Annotated in this window: 15 protein-coding genes and 1 pseudogene; 1 reads left to right on the top strand and 15 read right to left on the bottom strand. The window is 73.5% G+C overall.

Annotation, left to right across the window (positions count from 1 at the left end):
* Window positions 1-203: 203 nt before the first annotated feature.
* The 8 genes from tmk to bldG all read right to left on the bottom strand — a co-directional run bounded on the left by tmk (window position 204) and on the right by bldG (window position 13,460).
* A complete protein-coding gene (tmk, locus tag HCJ93_RS10430; RefSeq protein ID WP_167993372.1) occupies window positions 204-3,473 on the bottom strand; it encodes a dTMP kinase in 3,270 nt (1,089 codons plus the stop codon).
* A gap of 286 nt (window positions 3,474-3,759) precedes the next feature.
* A complete protein-coding gene (topA, locus tag HCJ93_RS10425) occupies window positions 3,760-6,603 on the bottom strand; it encodes a type I DNA topoisomerase (protein WP_167993370.1) in 2,844 nt (947 codons plus the stop codon).
* Between the two features lie 258 nt (window positions 6,604-6,861).
* Window positions 6,862-7,059 carry a hypothetical protein gene (locus HCJ93_RS10420; protein WP_167993368.1) on the bottom strand — a complete coding sequence of 66 codons (198 nt, stop codon included), beginning with the start codon at window positions 7,057-7,059 and terminating at the stop codon, window positions 6,862-6,864.
* A 278-nt stretch (window positions 7,060-7,337) separates the two neighbouring features.
* Window positions 7,338-8,867 (bottom strand): DUF7059 domain-containing protein, encoded by a 1,530-nt coding sequence (locus HCJ93_RS10415; protein WP_206317200.1) that lies wholly within the window; start codon window positions 8,865-8,867, stop codon window positions 7,338-7,340.
* Window positions 8,868-9,054: 187 nt separating this feature from the next.
* Window positions 9,055-9,645 (bottom strand): small secreted protein, encoded by a 591-nt coding sequence (locus HCJ93_RS10410; protein WP_167993364.1) that lies wholly within the window; start codon window positions 9,643-9,645, stop codon window positions 9,055-9,057.
* A gap of 214 nt (window positions 9,646-9,859) precedes the next feature.
* Window positions 9,860-12,265, bottom strand: coding sequence for a sodium-translocating pyrophosphatase (locus HCJ93_RS10405; protein ID WP_167993362.1), 2,406 nt, complete (start codon window positions 12,263-12,265; stop codon window positions 9,860-9,862).
* Between the two features lie 305 nt (window positions 12,266-12,570).
* A complete protein-coding gene (locus HCJ93_RS10400) occupies window positions 12,571-13,008 on the bottom strand; it encodes an ATP-binding protein (protein ID WP_167993360.1) in 438 nt (145 codons plus the stop codon).
* 110 nt (window positions 13,009-13,118) lie between these two features.
* Window positions 13,119-13,460: an anti-sigma factor antagonist BldG gene (gene bldG / locus HCJ93_RS10395; RefSeq protein ID WP_003991900.1), complete on the bottom strand. Its 342-nt coding sequence runs from the start codon at window positions 13,458-13,460 to the stop codon at window positions 13,119-13,121.
* Between the two features lie 79 nt (window positions 13,461-13,539).
* On the opposite strand from bldG, the gene sftH reads away from it, so the two are divergent.
* Window positions 13,540-16,128 (top strand): DEAD/DEAH box helicase, encoded by a 2,589-nt coding sequence (sftH, locus tag HCJ93_RS10390; RefSeq protein ID WP_240967535.1) that lies wholly within the window; start codon window positions 13,540-13,542, stop codon window positions 16,126-16,128.
* On the opposite strand, the pseudogene HCJ93_RS29145 reads toward sftH, so the two are convergent.
* The 7 genes and pseudogenes from HCJ93_RS29145 to ssd form a co-directional block, all read right to left on the bottom strand.
* A pseudogene (locus HCJ93_RS29145) lies at window positions 16,046-16,402 on the bottom strand (Rv3654c family TadE-like protein); the annotation flags it as partial. The gene sftH and the pseudogene HCJ93_RS29145 overlap by 83 nt on opposite strands.
* 116 nt (window positions 16,403-16,518) lie before the next feature.
* Window positions 16,519-16,893, bottom strand: a complete 375-nt coding sequence (locus HCJ93_RS10380) for a TadE family type IV pilus minor pilin (RefSeq protein ID WP_167993358.1) — start codon at window positions 16,891-16,893, stop codon at window positions 16,519-16,521.
* A complete protein-coding gene (locus tag HCJ93_RS10375; protein ID WP_167993356.1) occupies window positions 16,880-17,089 on the bottom strand; it encodes a DUF4244 domain-containing protein in 210 nt (69 codons plus the stop codon). The genes HCJ93_RS10380 and HCJ93_RS10375 overlap by 14 nt, the downstream gene beginning before the upstream one ends.
* 233 nt (window positions 17,090-17,322) lie before the next feature.
* A complete protein-coding gene (locus tag HCJ93_RS10370) occupies window positions 17,323-18,111 on the bottom strand; it encodes a type II secretion system F family protein (protein WP_167993354.1) in 789 nt (262 codons plus the stop codon).
* Window positions 18,108-18,938 (bottom strand): type II secretion system F family protein, encoded by an 831-nt coding sequence (locus HCJ93_RS10365; protein ID WP_167993487.1) that lies wholly within the window; start codon window positions 18,936-18,938, stop codon window positions 18,108-18,110. The genes HCJ93_RS10370 and HCJ93_RS10365 overlap by 4 nt, the downstream gene beginning before the upstream one ends.
* A gap of 44 nt (window positions 18,939-18,982) precedes the next feature.
* Entirely contained in the window at window positions 18,983-20,320 is a 1,338-nt protein-coding gene (locus tag HCJ93_RS10360; RefSeq protein WP_240967534.1) for a TadA family conjugal transfer-associated ATPase, read from the bottom strand.
* On the bottom strand, window positions 20,317-21,423 hold the full coding sequence (gene ssd, locus HCJ93_RS10355; RefSeq protein WP_167993352.1) for a septum site-determining protein Ssd: 1,107 nt from the start codon (window positions 21,421-21,423) through the stop codon (window positions 20,317-20,319). Before ssd ends, HCJ93_RS10360 begins: the two co-directional genes overlap by 4 nt.
* Between the last annotated feature and the right edge of the window lie 3 nt (window positions 21,424-21,426).

The following is a 21,426-nucleotide window of genomic DNA, read 5'->3' as shown; positions in this document are numbered from 1 at the left end:
ATCCCGCTGCCTCTCGCTCACATCCGGCTGCGCCTCACATCCGGTCCGCGCTGTCCATTGTGGGGGCGCGCACTGACAGCGCGGACCACGGTGACCTGCGAAACACAGCGGGCCCCGGAGCCGTGCCGGGGGCAGCGCCGGCGTCGGCCCCTCGGCGCCCGGCCCCCGGCCGTCAGCTCGGGGAAGGCGCCAAAGAGTGCCGCTCAGCGCCGCCGGCGCCCGCCCCGGCCCCCTTCGTCGTCCTGGTCGTCCTCGTGGGGGCCCAGGAGTTCGTCCGCCAGGGACGGAAGGTCGTCCAGCGGGGTCTCCTCGGCCCAGTCCGAGCGCTTGCGCCGCCTGCCGCGGCGGGGGGCGGGCTCGGCGTCGACCTGGGGCAGCTCGCGGGTGCCGCCGTCCGTGCCGTCGGCGGGGGCCGACGGGCTCTCGTCGCGGAAGTAGCCCGGCGGGACCCGGTCCCCGGCGCCCCCGCCCGGTCCGTCGCCCTCGCCGCGCACCGGAGGCAGGACCGCCGTCTCGTCGGCCGGGCCGGGCACGACGGGCGGCAGGACCGCCGTCTCCTCTGCGTCCTGGCGGACCGGAGGCAGGACCTCGGTCTCCTCACCGGCACCCTCGTGGGCACCGGCGCCCGTGCCGACCGGCGGGAGCACGGCCGTCTCGTCGGCCGCCCCCGGCGGGACGGACGGCTGGGGCAGCTGCGCGGTGGTCTCGGACTCGGAGGCACCGCCGGAGTCCGAGCTCTCCCGCTCCCCGGGCACCTTCCTGAGCACGGCCGTGGCGTCCGAGGCCCCGCCGCCTGCGGTGCCGGGAGCCGGGGCTCCCGCCGCGGGTGCGGCGCCGGCGGCCGGGTTCGGCGGGCCCGCCTGCGCCGCCGCGGCCGCCGCCTCGGCCAGACGCCGCGCCTCCTCGGCCCGCTGCAGGGCCTCCTCCGCCTTGCGCTGCTTCTCCCGGCGCTGCACCTCGGCCTCGGCGCGCAGCCGGGCCTCCTCCTCGGCCTGCTTGCGGCGGCGTTCCTCCTCGGCCTTGCGCCGGGCCTCCTCCTCCGCGCGGGCCTTCTCCTCGGCGAGGAGCCGCTGACGTTCCTCCTCCGCCCGGCGGCGGGCCTCCTCGGCGCGCCTGCGGGCCTCCTCGGCCTGCCGTTCGGCCTCGCGCCGCTGGGCCTCCTCCAGCTCGCGCCGCTTGCGTTCCTCCTCCTCGGCGCGCAGCCGCGCCAGCTGCTCCTGGCGCTCGCGCTCCAGGCGCTCCTCCTCGGCCTTGCGGCGGGCCTCCTCCTCGGCTCGCCGCCGGGCCTCCTCCTCGGCCTTGCGGCGGGCCTCCTCACGGGCGGCGATCTCCGCCTCGGACAGCGGCAGCACCTGGTCGAGGCGGTGCCGGATGACGGTGGTGACCGCCTCCGGCTCCTGGCCGGCGTCGACCACCAGGTAGCGGCCGGGGTCGGCGGCGGCCAGCGTCAGGAAGCCGGCCCGGACGCGGGCGTGGAACTCGGCCGGCTCGGACTCCAGCCGGTCCGGCGCCTCCGTGAACCGTTCGCGCGCCGTCTCGGGCGCCACGTCGAGCAGCACGGTGAGGTGCGGGACCAGCCCGTCGGTGGCCCAGCGGTTGATCCGGGCGATCTCGGTCGGGGAGAGGTCCCGGCCCGCGCCCTGGTAGGCGACCGAGGAGTCGATGTAGCGGTCGGAGATGACCACGGCGCCGCGCTCCAGGGCGGGACGCACCACGGTGTCGATGTGCTCGGCGCGGTCGGCGGCGTAGAGCAGGGCTTCCGCACGGTGCGAGAGGCCGGCGCTGGAGACGTCGAGCAGGATCGACCGCAGCCGCTTGCCGACCGGGGTGGCGCCGGGCTCGCGGGTGAGGACCACCTCGTGGCCCTTGGACCTGATCCACTCGGCCAGCGCCTCGGCCTGGGTGGACTTGCCGGCGCCGTCGCCGCCCTCCAGGGCGATGAAGAAGCCGGAGGGCGCGGTCCGCGGCTCCGGGTCGTCGCCGCCGCGCAGGGCGTCGAGCAGATCGTGCCGGAGCGGCACCCCGGAGCGGTCGTCCACCTTGGCCAGCACCAGCGCGGCCACCGGCAGCAGCAGTGCGCCCACCAGCATCAGCGTGAAGGCGGCACCGCCGTGCGCGAAGACGAACCGGCCGTTCTCCAGGCGGTGCGGTCCGATGGCCCCGGCCACCACCGGGGCGGCCACCGCGCCCAGCGCCACGAAGACCCGCACCACCGCGTGCAGGTGCTCCGTCGTGCGGGTGCGCCGCTGCTCCTCGGCCTCCTGGTCGAGCAGCGTGTGCCCGGCGTTGGCGGCCACGCCCGCGCCGGTGCCGGCCAGCGCCATGATCAGCAGCACGCTGGTGACGTCCGGCACCAGACCGGCGGCGAGCAGGGCGACGCCGGTGAGGGCGAGGGCCAGCGCCAGCAGGCGGCGCCGGGACAGGGCGGGCAGCAGCGAGGGCGCGATACGGATGCCGACGACCACGCCGCCGGTCAGCGCGCCGGCCATCAGGCCGTAGAGCACGGGGCCGCCGCCCAGGTCCTTGGCGTGCAGCACCGCGACCGCGACGGCCGCCGAGATCGCGGCGGCGGCGCAGGCGCAGGCGAACACCAGCAGCGGTATGGCGCCGGTGCGGCCCTTGTCGCTGCCTGCGGTGCTCCTCGGCCGGCGCAGCCCCTCCAGCGGGGACCGGGCGCGGGGCGTGCGGGTGTCGGGCAGGTCGAGGAAGGTCAGCACGGACAGCGAGGCGGCGAACAGCCCGGCGGCCACATAGGAGGCCAGGGCCGCCTGGTGCTGGTCGAACCAGGCGATGCCGGTGCCCAGCAGGTTGTTCAGCAGCGCGGCCAGGACCAGGGCGAGCGCGGCCAGCGGCACCGCCACGAAGCCGGTGCGCAGGGACAGGCGGCGCAGCGCGTCCATGTGGTCGGGCAGTGGCCGGATCGACGCACCCTCGGGGGGCGGTCCCGGCAGCAGCGCGGGGGCCGCGCTCTCGCGGCAGACCGTCCAGAACCGCTCGGCCACCGACGCCACGAAGGCGGTGACGAGGAGGACGGCCGGGGCGTTGCCGGGCGTCCAGTCGATCCACAGGGGCGCGACGATCAGCAGCGCGGCCCGCAGGCCGTCCGCGCCGATCATGGTCCAGCGCCGGTCCAGCGGGCCGTCCTGCGAGGTGAGCGAGGTGAGCGGGCCCAGGAGCACGGCGCCGAACAGCAGCGTGGCGAGGATGCGCACCGCGAAAACGGTCGCCACTGCGAACGCCACGCCCCGGTAGCCGCCGCCGAAGGAACCCTCGGCGACCGCCGCCTGCACCATGAGCAGGACCAGCACCAGCAGGGCGAGGGTGTCGCCGACACCGCCCACCAGGTGCGCGCTCCACAGCCTCCTGAGCTGCGGCCGGCGCAGCAGCGCTCGGACTGCGCGCTCTCGGGAGTCCGCGACCAGGGCGTCGTCGGGGGCCGGTTGAGGGGCCGTTGGCTGCTCGGCTCGCGTCATGCTTTCAGCCTATCGGCCCGGGCCGGCAGCCCGGGCCGGGATCCCTGACATGCACACGACCCGACATCGAAGTGTTGCCGGGACGTTCGCATTCCGAACCCGGGCGAAGCAGCGCACCGCGACGCGGACGGAGCAGCCGGCCACCGGACGGGGCCCCTGAAAGGGCCTCATCCTTCTCTAAAGGTCCCGAAAGACCTCACCCTTCCCGAAGGGCAGCCTTCCCGAAAGGCCTCTGCCTTCTAGGAGCCTCAGTCCCCGCCGACGCCTGTGGCGCCCTCGGAGCGCCTCAGCCCTCGGCCCCGTCCGCGGTGTCCGCGGCGGACGCACTCGCCGTCTTCTTCGCGGTCGAGGCCTTCTTCGCGGCCGTCTTCTTCGCCGTGGTCTTCTTCGCGGCCGTCTTCTTCGCCGGGGCCTTCTTGGCCGCCGTCTTCTTGGCGGTCGTCTTCTTCGCGGTCTTCTTGGCCGTCTTCTTGGCGGGGCCCTTGGCCCGCTTCTCCGCGAGCAGCTCGAAGCCCCGCTCCGGGGTGATCGTCTCCACGCTGTCGCCGGAACGCAGCGTCGCGTTGGTCTCCCCGTCGGTGACGTACGGGCCGAAGCGCCCGTCCTTCACCACGACCGGCCTGCCGCTGACCGGGTCCTCGCCCAGCTCCTTCAGCGGCGGCTTGGCGGCCGCCCGGCCACGCTGCTTGGGCTGGGCGTAGATCGCCTGCGCCTCCTCCAGCGTGATCGTGAAGATCTGCTCCTCGGACTGCAGCGACCGCGAGTCCGTGCCCTTCTTCAGATACGGGCCGTAGCGGCCGTTCTGCGCGGTGATCTCCTGGCCGTCGGTGTCGACGCCGACCACCCGCGGCAGCGACATCAGCTTCAGGGCGTCCTCGAGCGTCACCGTGTCCAGGGACATCGACTTGAAGAGCGAGGCGGTGCGCGGCTTGACCGCGTTCTTGCCGGTCTTCGGGGTCCCCTCGGGGAGGACCTCGGTGACGTACGGGCCGTAGCGGCCGTCCTTGGCGACGATGGTGTGCCCGGTGGCCGGGTCGGTGCCCAGCTCGCGCTCGCCGCTCGGCTTGGCGAGCAGCTCCTCGGCCAGCTCCACCGTCAGCTCGTCGGGCGGCAGGTCGGCCGGGACGTCCGCCCGCTGGTGCTGCTCGCTGTCCTTCTCGCCGCGTTCGATGTAGGGACCGTAGCGGCCGACCCGCACCACGATGCCGTTGCCCACCGGGAACGACGACACCTCGCGGGCGTCGATCGCGCCCAGGTCGGTCACCAGGTCCTTCAGGCCGCCCAGGTGGTCGCCGTCGCCGTTGCCGGCCTCGGCGGCGCCGCCGTTGTCACGGCCCTCACCGAAGTAGAACCGCTTCAGCCACGGCACGGCCTGTGCCTCGCCGCGGGCGATGCGGTCGAGGTCGTCCTCCATCTTGGCGGTGAAGTCGTAGTCGACGAGCCGGCCGAAGTGCTTCTCCAGCAGGTTGACCACGGCGAAGGACAGCCAGGACGGCACCAGGGCCGTGCCCTTCTTGAAGACATAGCCGCGGTCCAGGATCGTGCCGATGATCGACGCGTACGTCGACGGGCGGCCGATCTCCCGCTCCTCCAGCTCCTTGACCAGCGAGGCCTCGGTGTAGCGGGCGGGGGGCTTGGTGGCGTGCCCGTCGGCGGTGATCTCCTCGGCGGTCAGCGCGTCGCCCTCGGCGACCTGCGGCAGCCGGCGCTCGCGGTCGTCGAGCTCGGCGTTCGGGTCGTCGGCGCCCTCCACATAGGCCTTGAGGAAGCCGTGGAAGGTGATCGTCTTGCCGGACGCGGTGAACTCGACGTCCCGGCCGTCGGCGGAGGTGCCGCCGATCTTCACGGTGACGGAGTTGCCGGTGGCGTCCTTCATCTGGGAGGCGACGGTGCGCTTCCAGATCAGCTCGTACAGCTTGAACTGGTCACCGGTGAGGCCGGTCTCGGCGGGCGTACGGAAACGGTCCCCGGAGGGGCGGATCGCCTCGTGCGCCTCCTGCGCGTTCTTCACCTTGGCCGCGTAGGTGCGCGGCTGCGGCGGCAGGTAGTCGGCTCCGTACAGCTGCGTGACCTGGGCACGGGCGGCGGCGACCGCCGTGTCGCTCAGGGTCGTCGAGTCCGTACGCATGTAAGTGATGTAGCCGTTCTCGTACAGCTTCTGCGCGATCTGCATGGTGGCCTTCGCGCCGAAGCCGAGCTTGCGGCTCGCCTCCTGCTGCAGCGTCGTCGTACGGAACGGCGCGTACGGCGAGCGGCGGTACGGCTTGGACTCCACCGACCGCACCGAGAACCGCGTGTTCTCCAGGGCGGCGGCGAGCGCGCGGGCGTTCGCCTCGTCGAGGTGGAGGATGTTCTCGCTCTTCAGCCGCCCCAGCGAGTCGAAGTCCCGGCCCTGGGCGATGCGCCGGCCGTCGACCGTCTGCAGGCGGGCGACCAGCGAGGACGGGTCGCTGGCGTCGCCGGGCCTGCCGGTGGCGAAGGTGCCGGTCAGGTCCCAGTACTCGGCGCTGCGGAACGCCATGCGCTCCCGCTCCCGCTCCACCACGAGCCGGGTGGCGACGGACTGGACGCGGCCCGCGGACAGGCGGGGCATGACCTTCTTCCACAGGACCGGCGAGACCTCGTAGCCGTAGAGGCGGTCGAGGATGCGGCGGGTCTCCTGGGCGTCGACCAGCTTCTGGTTGAGCTGGCGCGGGTTGGCCACGGCCTCCCGGATCGCCTCCTTGGTGATCTCGTGGAACACCATCCGCTTGACCGGGATCTTCGGCTTGAGGACCTCCTGGAGGTGCCAGGCGATGGCCTCCCCCTCGCGGTCCTCATCGGTGGCGAGGAAGAGTTCGTCGGACTCCTTCAGCAGGTCCTTGAGCTTCTTGACCTGGGCCTTCTTGTCGGCGTTGACCACATAGATCGGCTGGAAGTCGTGTTCGACGTCCACGCCGAGCCGGCGGACCTCACCGGTGTACTTCTCGGGCACCTCGGCGGCGCCGTTGGGAAGGTCGCGAATGTGTCCGACGCTCGCCTCGACGGTGTAGCCAGGGCCGAGATAGCCCTTGATCGTCTTCGCCTTGGCAGGCGACTCGACGATGACGAGTCGGCGGCCGCCCTTCGCGGTCTCGCTGGTCGGGGACAACTTCGCTCTTCTCTCCGGATCGACGCTGAGGCCTCCCCAGGGGGTCCTCCCGGGGCCTGGACATGGTGACGCTGCGGAGTGTGACGGTACATCCCGCCCCCGTGTCAAACGGGAAAAGTCCGCAACGGCCACTCGAACGGTAACCCGACTACCGCCGTTCCTGCCGCCCGGAGTGTCCGGAGCCTACGCCCCGGAACGCGGAGCGCGACATTTCGGTTACCGGCCGCAACGCCGGTCCTCCGCCCCTCGCGGGGCCGCTCACAGGCGGCCGAGACACCACGCGCCGAGGGCCAGGGAGATCACCGCGGCGAGGCCGGCGCAGGCGGCGGATGCGACGGGACTCACACCGTGCGCGACCGGACGCCGCTGCCGTGCACGGCTCACGGTCCACGCCAGCAGCCCCGCCCCGAACAGGCAGAACACCGTCCCCGCGAAGATCGCCGGCCCACTCTCCATGACCGTCCGATCCCCTCCTCCCACGCCCGACCGTGCCCGACCGCCCGCACCCTGCCGCCCCCGGGCGACCCCCGGCCGAATCCCGGGTGAACACCCGGCGACCACATCCGGAGGAGCAGGCGACCGGCCCGGCCCGAAGGAAGCCCGGCACGAGATCGAGAACGGCACGAAAGTTTTCGCCGGAGGCGCATTCCGGCCGCGGAAACGACCGGAGGAGAGCCCCGAGCGGCAGGCGCCCCGCACGCCTGTCGTCCGGGGCTCCCCGCCGGGCCGCCGGGTCAGCCCACCGGCTCGATGAAGCCCTGTTCGATCAGGAGGCGGATCTGGGCGGGGGTGCGGTCGCGGAGGACCACCGGGTCCTCGCCGAGGAGCTGGGCGATGGCGTCCAGGATGCGGCCGGCGCTCATGGAGCCGTCGCACACGCCCGCGAAGCCCGCGCCGACCGTGTCGACCCTGGTGGCCCTGCGCATGCCGCGGTTCTGGCGCAGTACGACATGCTCCGGATCCTCGGCACCCGGCAGCCCGACCTGCTCCTGCACCACCTCGTCGGCCAGCCGGAAGCTCGCCTCCAGCAGGGCCGCGTCGTCGTGGGCGCGCAGATAGTCGAGCCGTTCGAAGTGCGCGCGGATCGTCTCGCCGAGCGGCTGCTCGACGGGGTGCGGCCAGTCCTCGACGGTCACCGACGGCACCGGGGAACCGGTCTTGCGCAGCGTGATCCAGCCGAATCCGACCGCCTTGACCTTGCGCGCCTCGAACTCGTCCAGCCATGCGTCGTACCGCGCCTGGTACTCGGCCACGTCCCCGCGGTGGTCGCCCGCGTCCCGCAGCCACAGCTCCGCGTACTGGGTGACGTCCTGCTCCTCGCGCTGCACGATCCAGGCGTCGCAGCCGCGCGGCACCCAGGACCTGAGCCGGTCCTGCCAGTCCTCTCCCTCCACGTGCTCCCAGTTGGCGAGGAACTGGGCGAAGCCGCCCTCGTTCAGACGGTCCCCCGCCTCCGCGACGAGGGTGCGGCACAGGTCGTCCCCCCTCATCCCGCCGTCCCGGTAGGTGAGGCGGGCGCCCGGTGAGATCACGAAGGGCGGGTTGGACACGATCAGGTCGAAGGTCTCGTCGTGCCGCAGCGGCGTGAACAGCGACCCCTCGCGCAGATCGGCCGCCGGGGCGCCGGACAGGGCGAGGGTGAGCGCGGTGATGTGCAGCGCCCGCGGATTGACGTCGGTGGCGGTCACGCGCGTGGCGTGCCGGGCGGCGTGCAGCGCCTGGATGCCGGAGCCGGTGCCGAGGTCGAGCGCGGAGGCGACCGGGGTGCGCACCGTGATGCCGGCCAGCGTGGTGGACGCGCCGCCGACGCCGAGCACGACCCCTTCCTCCCGGCTGCCGATCCCTCCGGCGCCGCCGACCGCGCAGCCGAGGTCGGAGACGATGAACCAGTCCTCGCCGTCCGGCCCGCCGTAGGGCCGTACGTCCACGGTGGCGGCGAGCTCGTCCGCGGCGACCCGGGTCAGCCAGCCGTTCTCCAGGCAGAGTTCGACCGGCAGCACGTCCTCCAGGCGGCTCAGCGGTACGGGCTGCTGCAGCAGGAAGAGCCGGACCAGCGCCTCCAGCGGGGTGTCCCCGCGGGTGGCGCGCAGCGCCGGGACGGTCTCGCTGCGGGCCAGCGCCGCGTAGGCGGGGGCGCCGAGCAGGTCGAGCAGTCCGTCGGCGGTGAAGGAGGCAGCGAGCAGCGCCTCTCTCAGCCGCGCGGCGACGTCGGGTCGATCGGACGAGGGCAGGGGCGGCAGACCGGCTTCACTCACGCACCCCATTGTGGCCGCCCGCACCGGCGCCCGCGCCCCACCGTCCCGCGCACGGAGTGCGCCCGGACCTCCCCGCGCAGGGCGTGCGCCTGCGCATCCCGTGCGCGCACGGAATGCCCCGCACCGTCACCCGGACGACGCGGGGCCGTCGTCCCTCGGTCGGCCCGCAGTTGTTCCTTCGCCGTCCGCCCGCTCGTCAGTCGCCCGAGGTGCCCGCCGAGGCGGTCGCCGCCTGGCAGCTGGGCTGACGGGACATCGCCTCGCCGACCTCGCCCTCCTCCAGGTTCCGCAGGGCGTCGTTGCCGCTCTTGCTGAGCTTGTCCAGCTCGGTGGCGATGTCCTTCAGACCGTCGGCGAACTTCGCCTGGTCGTCGGTGTCCAGGCCGTCGACCTGCTTGCGCAGGGAGGCGTAGGCGGCGGAGATGCTGTTGAGTTCCTTGACCGCGTTCCGCTGCTTCTTCTCGCCGTCGTCGACGTTCGGCGGCCCGGCCTTCTCCACGGCGGCGCCGATCGCCTTGTACGCGTCGGACATGTCCTTGAAGGCCTTGGAGTCGGTCTTCTGGACGTCCTCCGGCGTGCTGTTGTCCGAGGTCTCCTTCTGGATGGCGGCGTTGGCGGACTCGATCTTCTTCGCCTGCGGCTGCACCGCGTCACAGACCTGCTTGGCCCAGGCGTCCAGCTCCTCGTTGGAGTCGTCGCCGCCGCATCCCGTCAGCGCCAGTACCAGTACCGCACCGCCGGACAGTGCGGCCGCGAGCTTCTTGTTCACCGGTTTGGTCCCTTCCATGGCTCTCGGCCCCGGAACATACACGCCACATGGGCGACACCTACCGGTCAAGCATCCCTTAAGACACGTTTATAACCATTTGCACCAAGCGAGAGAAGGCTCACGGCGACGGCGCTCCGCGCACAGCACGGGCGGGCGACGCGTCAACACGCGCCGCCCGCCCGCACCTTGAGCTGCGGCTGGGGCTCCTCTCGCCGCGATTCCCGGCAGTCTGCTACGAAACCACCGCGGGATCGGCCGACTTGGGATCCGTCTCGGAGTTGCCTTCGTCACCCACGGCGATCCCGCGCCGCTTGGACATGTAGACCGCGCCGATGATCACCAGGGCCGCGATGACCGCGATCAGCACCCGCATGCCGACGCTCTTGTCGTCGCCGTAGGAGAAGTTGATGACCGCCGGCGCGATGAGCAGCGCCACCAGGTTCATCACCTTCAGCAGGGGGTTGATCGCCGGGCCGGCGGTGTCCTTGAAGGGGTCGCCGACGGTGTCGCCGATGACGGTCGCCGCATGGGCCTCGCTGCCCTTGCCGCCGTGATGCCCGTCCTCGACGAGCTTCTTGGCGTTGTCCCAGGCGCCACCGGAGTTGGCGAGGAAGACCGCCATCAGCGTGCCCGCGCCGATCGCGCCCGCGAGGAACGCGCCGAGCGCGCCGACGCCGAGGGTGAACCCGATGAAGATGGGCGCCATCACGGCGAGCAGACCGGGCGTGGCGAGCTCCCGCAGGGCGTCCTTGGTGCAGATGTCGACGACCTTGCCGTACTCCGGCTTCTCGCTGTAGTCCATGATCCCCGGCTTCTCGCGGAACTGCCGCCGCACCTCGAAGACCACCGAACCGGCCGACCGCGAGACCGCGTTGATCGCCAGCCCCGAGAAGAGGAAGACGACCGCGGCGCCCGCGATGAGCCCGACGAGGTTGTTGGGCTGCGAGATGTCCATCATCAGGGTCATGGGCGCGCCCTCACCGCTCAGCTTCTCCCCCACGTCCCGCGCGCCGGTGGTGATGGCGTCCCGGTACGAGCCGAAGAGCGCCGACGCCGCGAGGACGGCGGTGGCGATGGCGATGCCCTTGGTGATGGCCTTGGTGGTGTTGCCGACCGCGTCCAGGTTGGTGAGCACCTGGGCGCCCGCGCCCTCGACGTCGCCGGACATCTCGGCGATGCCCTGCGCGTTGTCGGAGACCGGCCCGAAGGTGTCCATCGCGACGATCACACCGACCGTGGTGAGCAGGCCGGTGCCGGCCAGCGCCACCGCGAACAGCGCCAGCATGATCGAGGTACCGCCGAGCAGGAACGCCCCGTACACGCCGAGGCCGATCAGCAGGGCGGTGTAGACGGCCGATTCCAGACCGACGGAGATGCCGCCGAGGACGACGGTGGCGGGTCCGGTGAGCGAGGTCTTGCCGATGTCCCTGACCGGGCGCCGGCTGGTCTCGGTGAAGTAGCCGGTGAGCTGCTGGATCAGCGCGGCGAGCACGATGCCGATGGCCACCGCGACCAGCGCGAGGATCCGCGGATCGCCGTCCTTGGCCTGGATCGCCGTGTCGGTGACGCCGTCCAGGTCGGCGTACGAGGACGGCAGATAGCTGAACACCGCGACGGCGACCAGGACCAGGGAGATCACCGCGGAGATGAAGAAGCCGCGGTTGATCGCCGTCATGCCGCTGCGGTCGGCGCGCCGCGGGGCCACCGCGAAGATGCCGATCATCGCGGTGAGCACGCCGATCGCCGGGACGAGCAGCGGGAAGGCCAGTCCGGCGTCGCCGAACGCCGCCGAGCCGAGGATCAGCGCGGCCACCAGCGTCACGGCGTACGACTCGAACAGGTCGGCCGCCATGCCCGCGCAGTCGCCGACGTTGTCGCCCACGTTGTCGGCGATGGTCGCGGCATTGCGCGGGTCGTCCTCCGGAATGCCCTGCTCGACCTTGCCGACCAGGTCGGCGCCGACGTCGGCGGCCTTGGTGAAGATGCCGCCGCCGACCCGCATGAACATCGCGATCAGCGCGGCCCCGAGACCGAATCCCTCCAGCACCTTCGGCGCGTCCGCCGCGTACACCAGCACCACGCAGGCGGCGCCCAGCAGGCCGAGCCCGACGGTGAACATGCCGACCACACCGCCGGTGCGGAAAGCGATTTTCATCGCTCTGTGGGACACGTCGGTGAGATCCTTTTCCGGCTCGCCCGGTGCCGGGGTCGCCTCACGAGCCGCCGCGGCGACACGCACATTGCTCCGCACGGCGAGCCACATGCCGATATAGCCGGTGGCCGCCGAGAACGCCGCTCCGATCAAGAAGAACACCGACCGCCCGGCACGCTGATTCCAGTCGTCCGCGGGCAGCAGCATGAGCAGGAAGAAGACGATCACGGCGAATACGCCGAGCGTCCGCAGCTGGCGGGCCAGATAGGCGTTCGCGCCCTCCTGGACCGCGGCGGCGATCTTCTTCATGCTGTCGGTGCCCTCGCCGGCCGCGAGTACCTGGCGCACCAGGACGCCCGCGACCACCAGTGCCGCCAGTGCCACGACGCCGATGACCACCACGAGAACGCGGTTGTCGTCGGTCAGCACGGCGGCTGCGAGGGAGGTGGTGTGGCCCGACTGAGGTGAGATGGAAAGCCCCGCCATTCGTCCTCCTTGACGCTTGGGCTGAGCTCAAGATGTGGACGGGATTGTAGGTACCGGAACCTGATCAAAACAGAGCGCAGGAAATGTAAATGGCCCGCCTGGTAATGCCCCGAAGGCATTTACTTGATCGCATCACTATCGATGGATTGATCGTGAATCAATTCACGCGATCAATCGCACAGGGACCACTGTAAGCGCGGGAGATGACACCCGCACATGCCGAAGGGCCCCACGAGTGGGGCCCTTCGGAAAGAGTTGGCTGTTCGGGTGAACGCGCGGCGTGACGCCCGGCCGGAGAACGCCGGTCAGTCGATCACCGCGGGCGGCGGCGTGGTGGGCCACCGCATGCGGATCGAACCGCCGTGCTTCCCGGCGCTCACCTCCACGTCGTCGACGAGGCCGCTGATGACCGCGAGGCCCATCTGGTCCTCCTCGATCTCCGCGTCACCGCCGCCGGAGCCGCCCGCGGAGTCCGCGTTTCCGGGGACCGCGTGGGGCGCCTCGTCGCCGACCTCGATGGAGAACTGTTTCTCCTCCTCGATCAGCAGCACCTTCACGGGTGCCGAGATCCCGCCGGCCTGGTGCAGTCCGACGGCCCGTGAGCACGCCTCTCCGACGGCGAGCCTGACCTCGTCGAGGACGGCCTCGTCCACTCCGGCCCTGCGCGCCACTGCCGCCGCCACCAGACGGGCGGTCCTGACATGCTCGGGCAGCGCGCTGAAGCGGAGTTCAACGGTGGCCATGCATCCCCCTCGCAACTTCGGGCGTGCTGCGGGGAGACCGGGCCGCCTGCACGCCCGGTCCCCGCCTGCTTGGCTTCTCCCGCCCGGGCGCACCGGCCCGGGCGGGATGGTCAGTCGGTGGCCGCAACCGCTTCCTCGACCGAGGTGTGGATCGGGAACACCTTGGTGAGGCCGGTGATGCGGAAGATCTTGAGAATGCGCTCCTGGTTGCACACCAGGCGCAGGGAGCCCTCGTGGGCACGCACTCGCTTCAGGCCGCCGACCAGCACGCCGAGACCGGTGGAGTCGAGGAAGTCCACGCCTTCCATGTCGACGACAAGGTGGAAACTGCCGTCGTTCACCAGCTCGACCAGCTGCTCGCGCAGCTTGGGCGCGGTATATACGTCGATTTCGCCACCGACCCTGACGATCGTGCGATCGCCCATGGTCTCGGTCGACAGGGACAGGTCCACGGATCCTCCAGCACCTTGCTATCGAGCGGTCGCCCTCGGGGCATCTCGGCTCGCCCTCCGGGACGGTTCGCCAGCCGCGATGGCATTCAATCACTTAACGGCAGGCGTACACGACGCCTTGGCTCCATTGTCCGTCACGCCGGTGACACACTCGGTGCCGATGGCCAAGAATCACCGATCCGATCGACCCCCTGCCGGCACCACACCCCGGCCCGAGCCGGGTGCGGTGCTCGACCGGCTTGCGTCCGGACCGAGCCGGGCTTCGCGCATCACTCATACGGAGCACTTGCCCCCGCGCGAGGGCCGCCATGCCGTCTGGCCGGACCGGATCCGATCCGAGGCGATCGCCGCCGTGCAGGCGGCGGGCATCGTCCATCCCTGGGCCCACCAGGCACAAGCCGCCGAGCACGCCCTGGACGGGCAGTCGGTGGTGGTCGCCACCGGCACCGCCTCCGGCAAGTCCCTGGCCTATCTGATGCCCGTCCTGTCCACCCTCCTGGACGGCGCCGAGGCACCCAACGGCCGGGGCGCCACCGCCCTGTATCTGGCCCCCACCAAGGCCCTCGCGGCCGACCAGTGCAGATCGGTGAAAGAACTTTCACAACCGCTGGGCCATTCGGTGCGCACGGCGGTCTACGACGGCGACACACCGTTCGAGGAACGCGAGTGGATCCGCCAGTACGCCAACTACGTACTGACCAACCCGGACATGCTGCACCGGGGCGTGCTGCCCTCCCACCCCCGCTGGTCCTCCTTCCTCAAGGCCCTGAAGTACGTCGTCGTCGACGAGTGCCACACCTACCGGGGCGTGTTCGGCTCCCACGTCGCCCAGGTGCTGCGCCGGCTGCGCCGCCTGTGTGCCCGCTACGGCTCCTCTCCCGTGTTCCTGCTGGCCTCCGCGACCGCCGCCGAGCCCGCGGTGGCCGCCCGCCGGCTCACCGGGCTGCCGGTGGTGGAGGTGTCCGACGACGCCTCACCGCGCGGTGAACTGGTGTTCGCGCTCTGGGAGCCGCCGCTGACCGAGCTGCACGGCGAGAAGGGCGCCCCCGTCCGCCGCACCGCCACCGCCGAGGCCGCCGACCTGCTGACCGACCTCACCGTGCAGGGCGTCCGCTCGGTCACCTTCGTCCGCTCCCGGCGCGGCGCAGAACTGATCTCGGTGATCGCCCAGGAGCGCCTGGCCGAGGTGGACCGCTCCCTGGCCGGACGGGTCGCCGCCTACCGGGGCGGCTACCTCCCCGAGGAGCGCCGCGCCCTGGAACGCGCCCTGCACTCGGGCGAGCTCCTCGGCCTCGCCGCCACCAACGCCCTGGAGCTCGGCATGGACATCGCCGGCCTGGACGCCGTGGTGATCGCCGGCTACCCCGGCACCCGTGCCTCGCTGTGGCAGCAGGCGGGGCGTGCCGGACGGTCCGGGCAGGGCGCCCTGGCCGTGCTGGTCGCCCGCGACGACCCGCTGGACACCTTCCTGGTGCACCACCCCGAGGCCCTGTTCGACCAGCCCGTCGAGTCCACCGTCCTCGACCCCGACAACCCCTATGTGCTCGCCCCGCACCTGTGCGCGGCGGCCGAGGAACTGCCGCTGACCGACGACGACCTCGAACTCTTCGGCCCCACCAGCGCGGAGCTGCTGCCCCAGCTGGAGGCGGCGAAGCTGCTGCGCCGCCGGACGAAGGCCTGGCACTGGACCCGCAGGGAGCGGGCCGCCGACCTCACCGGCATCCGCGGCGAGGGCGGGCGCCCCGTCCAGGTCGTCGAGGCCGGCACCGGGCGGCTGCTCGGCACGGTCGACGCGGGCGCCGCGCACACCACCGTCCACGAGGGCGCCGTCCATCTGCACCAGGGCCGCACCTACCTGGTGCGCTCCCTTGACCTGGAGGACTCCGTCGCCCTCGTCGAGCAGGCCGACCCGCCGTACACCACGGTCGCCCGCGACACCACGTCCGTCTCCGTCCTGGAGACGGACACCGAGATCCCCTGGGGCGAGGGCCGCCTGTGCTTCGGCTCCGTCGAGGTCACCAACCAGGTGGTCTCCTTCCTGCGCCGCCGGGTCATGACCGGTGAAGTGCTGGGCGAGACGAAACTCGACCTCCCTCCTCGTACGCTGCGCACCCGCGCGGTGTGGTGGACGGTCACCGAGGACCAGCTGGACCGGGCCCGGATCAACCCGGAGATCCTCGGCGGAGCCCTGCACGCCGCCGAGCACGCCTCGATCGGCATGCTGCCGCTCTTCGCGACCTGCGACCGCTGGGACATCGGCGGCGTCTCCGTCCCGCTGCACCCCGACACCCTGCTGCCCACGGTCTTCGTCTACGACGGCCATCCCGGGGGCGCGGGCTTCGCGGAACGCGCGTTCCGCACGGCCCGGGACTGGCTTGCGGCCACCCGCCAGGCCATCGCCTCCTGCGATTGCGAGGCCGGCTGCCCCTCCTGCATCCAGTCCCCCAAGTGCGGCAACGGCAACGATCCCCTGCACAAACGAGGCGCGGTCCGCCTCCTCACGGTGCTACTGGAGGGGGCACCGGAGGAGAAGCGCGGGGGGCCGGACCCGGAGGAGGGTGCGCAGCCGGCTCCGGGAGAAGCGGAGGCGCGGGAGGGGGCGGAGTCCCGGGACCGGCGGGGCCCCCGGGATGCGCGGGCGTCGTCGCGGGTCCCGCCCTCGCCCTGACTTCGGCGGCGAAGGGGGTCCGGCCCGCGGCCACCGACACGTCCGAGATCTCACCCTCGACCGTGCACCGCACGAGCCGCGTGCCCTGCGCCCCGGCCACCTGGTCGGCGCGGGCGCAGGCCGCCGCGCCGCCCTCGGCCCAGTGGTCCGCCGCCGCGAGCGCGGCGAGATCCGCGCCCCCGGCCGCACGGTGCCGGACCACCACCGCGTGCCCCAGGGCGAGCACAGCCCCGAAGACGACGCACAGCACCGCGATCGCCCCGACGCTCCACACGGTCGCCGACCCCCGGTCCGCCGGGAACCGCCTCCTTCCGGACCCACCGCGGCGTCGTCCGGGGCGCCGGCCTGTGCCCGTCCCGGCCCGGCCGCCCGGGCCTGCACCGCCGATCCTCACGGCCCGGCCCCCACGGTCTCCTCCACGGCCGCCACGGCCTCCTCCCGTACGTCGAACGGAAGTCCCCGCAGCAGCCGCGGCCGGGCCACGACGACCACCCGTACCTGCGCGGCACCCCGGCTCACCGTGACCTGCGCTCCGGGCGGCGCGGCCGCACGGGCGACCTCGACGACCGCGTCCGGCGGATCCTGCCGGGCGGCCGCACGGGCGCCGGCCCGGGCCGCGTCCACGCACTGGATCTGCGCCGCCACCACCATCAGCCCCCACACCAGCGCCGTGGTGAACAGCACCAGCACGGGCAGCACCAGGGCCGACTCGGCCGTCACGAATCCCCGGTCCCGCGTGTCACGTCCGGTGTCACATCCGGCCATCGAGTGCCTGCTGCACGATGTTCCGCAGGGCCGTGCTGACCGGCCCGCTGTTGACCACCTTGTAGAGCACCACGGCGAACGCCACCGCCGCCACGATGCCCATGGCGTACTCGGACGTCACCATCCCGGCGTCCTTCCGCCTCGTTCGCACCCGGCCCCGAAGTGCCCGCAGCCGTGCCCATACCGCTCGATTCATCCGATGCATCTCAACCCCCGTGAAGAAAGGTCCTGTTGTTCGCTCGTTCGCTGACTCGGTCCTGCTGCCTGTTCGCTCCGACCGCCGGCCCGGTCCTCTGTTCGTCTCCTCCGACCGCCGGCTCGGTCCTCCTGTTCGTCTCCTCCGACCACCGGCCCGGTCCTGCGGCTCGCGACGTGCCTGCCGGCTGATCGCCCGTCTGTCTGTCCGCCCCCGCCGGGTTCCGGGAGCCGTCACCGGCCACCCCCTCCCAGCACCCCGCCCGCGAGGCCGATCACCACGGGCACCACGCCCACCGCGACGAACGCGGGCAGGAAGCACAGCCCGACCGGTGCGCTGACCATGACGGCCGCCCTGCGGGCCCGTGCCGTCGCCGCCCGTGCCCACTCGGCGCGGGTCTCGGCGGCGAGCCGGGCGGCGGGCGCGGCCAGGGGGAGTCCCGAGACGTCCGCCCGCTCCAGCAGCCGGGCCAGGGACCGGGCGCCCGGCAGCGCGGCCAGGCGCTGCCATGCCGCGGCCGGTTCGCCACCGAGCCGGACCTCGGCCGCGCCCCGCGCCAGCGCGTCGCCGACCGGTCCCGCCAAGGTCTCCCCGACGGCCTGTGCGGCGGTCACAGGTCCTGCGCCCGCCGCGATGCAGGCGGCCAGCAGGTCGGCGGCGAGCGGGAGCTGACGTTCCGCCCGCGCCGCCTCCCGGGCCCACTGCCGTGAGCCGGCCGCCTCCTGACGAACCCGCAGGCGCCAGAGCCCGGCCGCGCAGGCCAGCCCCACCGCGAGTCCGGCGAGACCGCCCACCACCACCCAGCCGGCGCACACCACGCCTGCCGGCGGCAGCCAGCGCCCGGCGGCTCGCCACGCCCTGCGCCGCGGAACGTCCGCCACCCGCTCGCCGGCCACCAGCTCCGCCAGCCGCCGGCGCGCTCTCCGCTCCCGCCGGACCTGCCACAGCCACCGAGCCGCCCAGCCGAGCAGCGCCACGACGCCCGAGGTCATCCCCAGCCTGTGGACAACGTCTCCGCTCATGCCGTCCGCTCCTGAGCCCCGCGCATGATGTGCCGCACCCACCACAGCCCCAGCCCCTCCAGCACCGCACCGGCCGCCAGGCAGCCGAGCCCCGCCGGGGTGTGCAGCAGGATGTGCAGCGGGTCGGCGCCGAGGGCGGCACCGAGGGCGAGGCCGAGCACCGGGAGACCCGCCAGCAGCACCGCCGTGGCCCGGGCCCCGGCGAGCTGGGCGCGCAGGTCGTTGCGCTGGTCCCGCTCGGTGCGCAGGGCGGCCTCGAGGCGGTCGAGTCCGTCCGCGAGCCCTGCCCCCTGGTCCACGGCGACCCGCCAGCACGCGGCGAGCCCGCGCAGCCCTTCGGCCCCCGGCTGCCGCGCCGCCGCGGCGAGTGCCCCGGGGACGTCACCGCCGAACCGCGCCGCCGCCAGCACCGTCGCCTGGGCGTCGCCCAGCCCGCCGGAGTCCCGCGCGGCCGGCAGCAGCGCCTCACCCGGTTGCCGCCCGGCTCGCACCTCCCCGGCGAGCGAACCGCACAGCGCGATCACCGCGTCCCCGCGCCGGTCGCGCTCCCGGCGCCGCAGCGCCGCCAGCCGCAGGCGCCGCAGCACCGGCACCGCGGCGGCCCCGGCCACCAGAGGCAGCACCGAGGCACCCAGGACAGCCAGGAGCACCCCGGCGACGAGCGCCCACCACTCACCGTGCAGTCGCCCGGCGATGCGCTTCCACTCCTGGAGCACCGCGGACCTTCCCGGCGGTGCTCCGCCGCCCACCACTCCCCCGCCGGCCAGCAGCAGCCGGGCCCTCCGGGCACCGGCCCGCCCGCCGCCCACCAGCCAGGCCGCACTCATCAGGCAGGCCACGGCGAGCCCCGTCGACACCTCGGTGACCGCGTTCACCTGCCGCCCCCGCTCCGCTCCCGCAGCAGCCACCGCAGCCGCTCCCACCCGGGCTCCTGGAGGAAGCCTCCGGCTCCCCAGCGCAGCGCCGGCACGGTCCGTACCAGGCCGGACGGGTCGCGCTCCAGCACGTGCACCTCGGCGATGCGCCGCCGCCCCGACCGGTCCCTGACGAGATGCAGCACCACCGACACGGCGGCGGCGAGCTGGCTGTGCAGCGCCAGGCGGTCGAGCCCGGCGGCCGTACCCAGCGCCTCCAAGCGGGCCGGCACATCGGCGGCCGCGTTGGCGTGAACCGTGCACGTACCGCCTTCATGGCCCGTGTTGAGGGCGGCCAGCAGATGGACCACCTCCGAGCCGCGCACCTCGCCGACGACCAGCCGGTCCGGGCGCATCCGCAGCGCCTGGCGCACCAGGTCCTCCAGGGTCACCAGCCCAGCACCCTCCTGGTTGGCGGGCCGGGTCTCCAGGCGCACCACGTGCGGGTGGTCGGGCCGCAGCTCCGCGGAGTCCTCGGCCAGGACGATGCGCTCGTCCGGCCCGACCAGTCCGAGCAGCGCGCTGAGCAGGGTCGTCTTGCCGCTGCCGGTCCCGCCGCTGACCAGGAAGGACAGACGGGCGTCCATCAGGGCCCGCAGCACCCGGTCGCCGGCCGGCGGCACGGTGCCCGCCGCGGTCAGCTCGTCCAGGGTGAAGGCGCGGGGCCGCACGACCCGCAGGGAGAGACAGGCGCTGCCGACGGCCACGGGCGGCAGTACCGCGTGCAGCCGGGTCCCGTCGGGGAGCCTGGCGTCGACCCAAGGGCGGGCGTCGTCCAGGCGCCGGCCGGCGACGGCGGCCAGCCGCTGGGCGAGACGGCGCACGGCCGGCGCGTCGGGGAAGCGGACGCCGGTCAGTTCCAGTCCGCGGCCTCGGTCGACCCAGACCCGGTCGGGGGCCGACACCAGGACGTCGGTGACCGCCGGGTCGGCGAGCAGCGGCTCCAGCGGGCCGCTGCCGACCAGTTCGGACCGCAGCCGCTCGGCCGCCCGCAGGATCTCCGCGTCGCCGAGCACCGTGCCCTGCTCGCGCAGGGCCTGCGCCACCCGGGCGGGCGTCGGCTCGGCCCCGCTCTCCGCCAGCCGGCGCCGCACCTCGTCCAGGAGTCCCTCGGGGAGGCCGTCGGCCGGTTCCTCGGGCCGACCGGAACCGACCGGAGGCAAGGTGATCGTGGTCGTCGCGGTCCTGGAAGCCGTGGTCTCGATGCCCGAGACCCGCATCCCCGTGACCCGCATCCCCGAGGCACGCGTCCCTGTGGTCCTCGTAGCCGTGGTCCTCGTAGCCGTGGTCCTCATGCCGTCCTCGCCTCCACCAGGGCCTGCTCCCAGAACTCCTTGCAGAAGCGGGCCAGCGGCCCCCGGCCGGAGGCCGCGGGCGGCCGGGCCGTCTGGTGGGGGCGCTGCAGGCCGGGTTCGACGGGTACGTCGCCCGCCAGCGGCAGGTCGAGCAGCCGGGCCACCTCGTGGTCGTCGAGGCCGGGTGCGTAGGGCCCGCGCACGGCCACGCGCAGATCGCGCAGCACCATGCGCATGGCGGAGGACACCCGTTTGGCCGCGGCGACGGCGCGCAGCTCGGCCGGGACCACCAGGAGTCCGAGGTCGAGCTGGGCCAGAGCCTCGGCCACCGCCTCGTCGACCCGGCGCGGCAGATCGACCACGACCGTGCCGCCGCCGCGCCGGGCGGCCGCCAGCACCGCACGCACGGCCTGCGGCGGGACGGCCACGCAGTCCCCGCGGTCCCAGCTGAGCACGCGCAGCGAGTGCAGTTCCGGCAGCGACGCCTCCAGCGCCGCGCCGCCGACCCGTCCCCGTGAGGCGGCGAACGCGGGCCAGCGCAGCCCTTGGGCGGTCTCGCCGCCGAGGACCACGTCGAGGCCGCCGCCCAGGGGGTCCGCGTCGACGAGGAGGGTGCGCAGTCCCTCCCGCGCGGAGGTGACGGCGAGTGCGCAGGCCAGGGTGGAGGCGCCGGCCCCGCCGCGGCCGCCGATGACGCCGACGGTCAGGGCGGGCCGTCCGACGCCCTCGGCCACGTCGGCGATGCGGTCGACCAGCCACTGCTCGCCGTCGGGCAGCATGAGCACGTGGTCGGCGCCGATCTCCACGGCGCGGCGCCAGACCCCGGAGTCGTCCTGATCGCGGCCGACCAGCACCACACCGCGCCGGCGCGCGGCCCCGCGGACGCGCCGTGCGGCGTCGTCGCCGACGAGCACCAGGGGCGCGGCCTCCCAGCTGCCCCGCGGTTCCGGCAGGCCGTGGTGGACCTCCGGTGTGGCGCCGGCCGCCGCGCACAGGCGCAGCAGGTCGTCGAGGAGCTGTGCGTTTTCGGTGACGATCAGCGGCCCGCTCGGGCGGCTGCCTCCGGCGGCGGGCGGCGGATCGTGTGTGACGGTTCCGGTCATGGT

The sequence above is a fragment of the Streptomyces composti genome, from assembly GCF_012034205.1.
GTDB lineage: Bacteria > Actinomycetota > Actinomycetes > Streptomycetales > Streptomycetaceae > Streptomyces > Streptomyces composti.
The sequence above is the reverse complement of the archived record's forward strand: the minus strand, read 5'-3'. Positions and strand labels throughout refer to the sequence as shown.

Bases quoted from the DNA above. Each gene is read 5' to 3' on its own strand.
- tmk (WP_167993372.1), bottom strand. From the start codon at position 3,473: ATGACGCGAGCCGAGCAGCCAACGGCCCCTCAACCGGCCCCCGACGAC.
- HCJ93_RS10420 (WP_167993368.1), bottom strand. From the start codon at position 7,059: ATGGAGAGTGGGCCGGCGATCTTCGCGGGGACGGTGTTCTGCCTGTTC.
- HCJ93_RS10415 (WP_206317200.1), bottom strand. From the start codon at position 8,867: ATGGGGTGCGTGAGTGAAGCCGGTCTGCCGCCCCTGCCCTCGTCCGAT.
- HCJ93_RS10410 (WP_167993364.1), bottom strand. From the start codon at position 9,645: ATGGAAGGGACCAAACCGGTGAACAAGAAGCTCGCGGCCGCACTGTCC.
- HCJ93_RS10405 (WP_167993362.1), bottom strand. From the start codon at position 12,265: ATGGCGGGGCTTTCCATCTCACCTCAGTCGGGCCACACCACCTCCCTC.
- HCJ93_RS10400 (WP_167993360.1), bottom strand. From the start codon at position 13,008: ATGGCCACCGTTGAACTCCGCTTCAGCGCGCTGCCCGAGCATGTCAGG.
- sftH (WP_240967535.1), top strand. From the start codon at position 13,540: ATGGCATTCAATCACTTAACGGCAGGCGTACACGACGCCTTGGCTCCA.
- HCJ93_RS10380 (WP_167993358.1), bottom strand. From the start codon at position 16,893: ATGGCCGGATGTGACACCGGACGTGACACGCGGGACCGGGGATTCGTG.
- HCJ93_RS10375 (WP_167993356.1), bottom strand. From the start codon at position 17,089: ATGAATCGAGCGGTATGGGCACGGCTGCGGGCACTTCGGGGCCGGGTG.
- HCJ93_RS10370 (WP_167993354.1), bottom strand. From the start codon at position 18,111: ATGAGCGGAGACGTTGTCCACAGGCTGGGGATGACCTCGGGCGTCGTG.
- HCJ93_RS10365 (WP_167993487.1), bottom strand. From the start codon at position 18,938: ATGAGTGCGGCCTGGCTGGTGGGCGGCGGGCGGGCCGGTGCCCGGAGG.
- HCJ93_RS10360 (WP_240967534.1), bottom strand. From the start codon at position 20,320: ATGAGGACCACGGCTACGAGGACCACGGCTACGAGGACCACAGGGACG.
- ssd (WP_167993352.1), bottom strand. From the start codon at position 21,423: ATGACCGGAACCGTCACACACGATCCGCCGCCCGCCGCCGGAGGCAGC.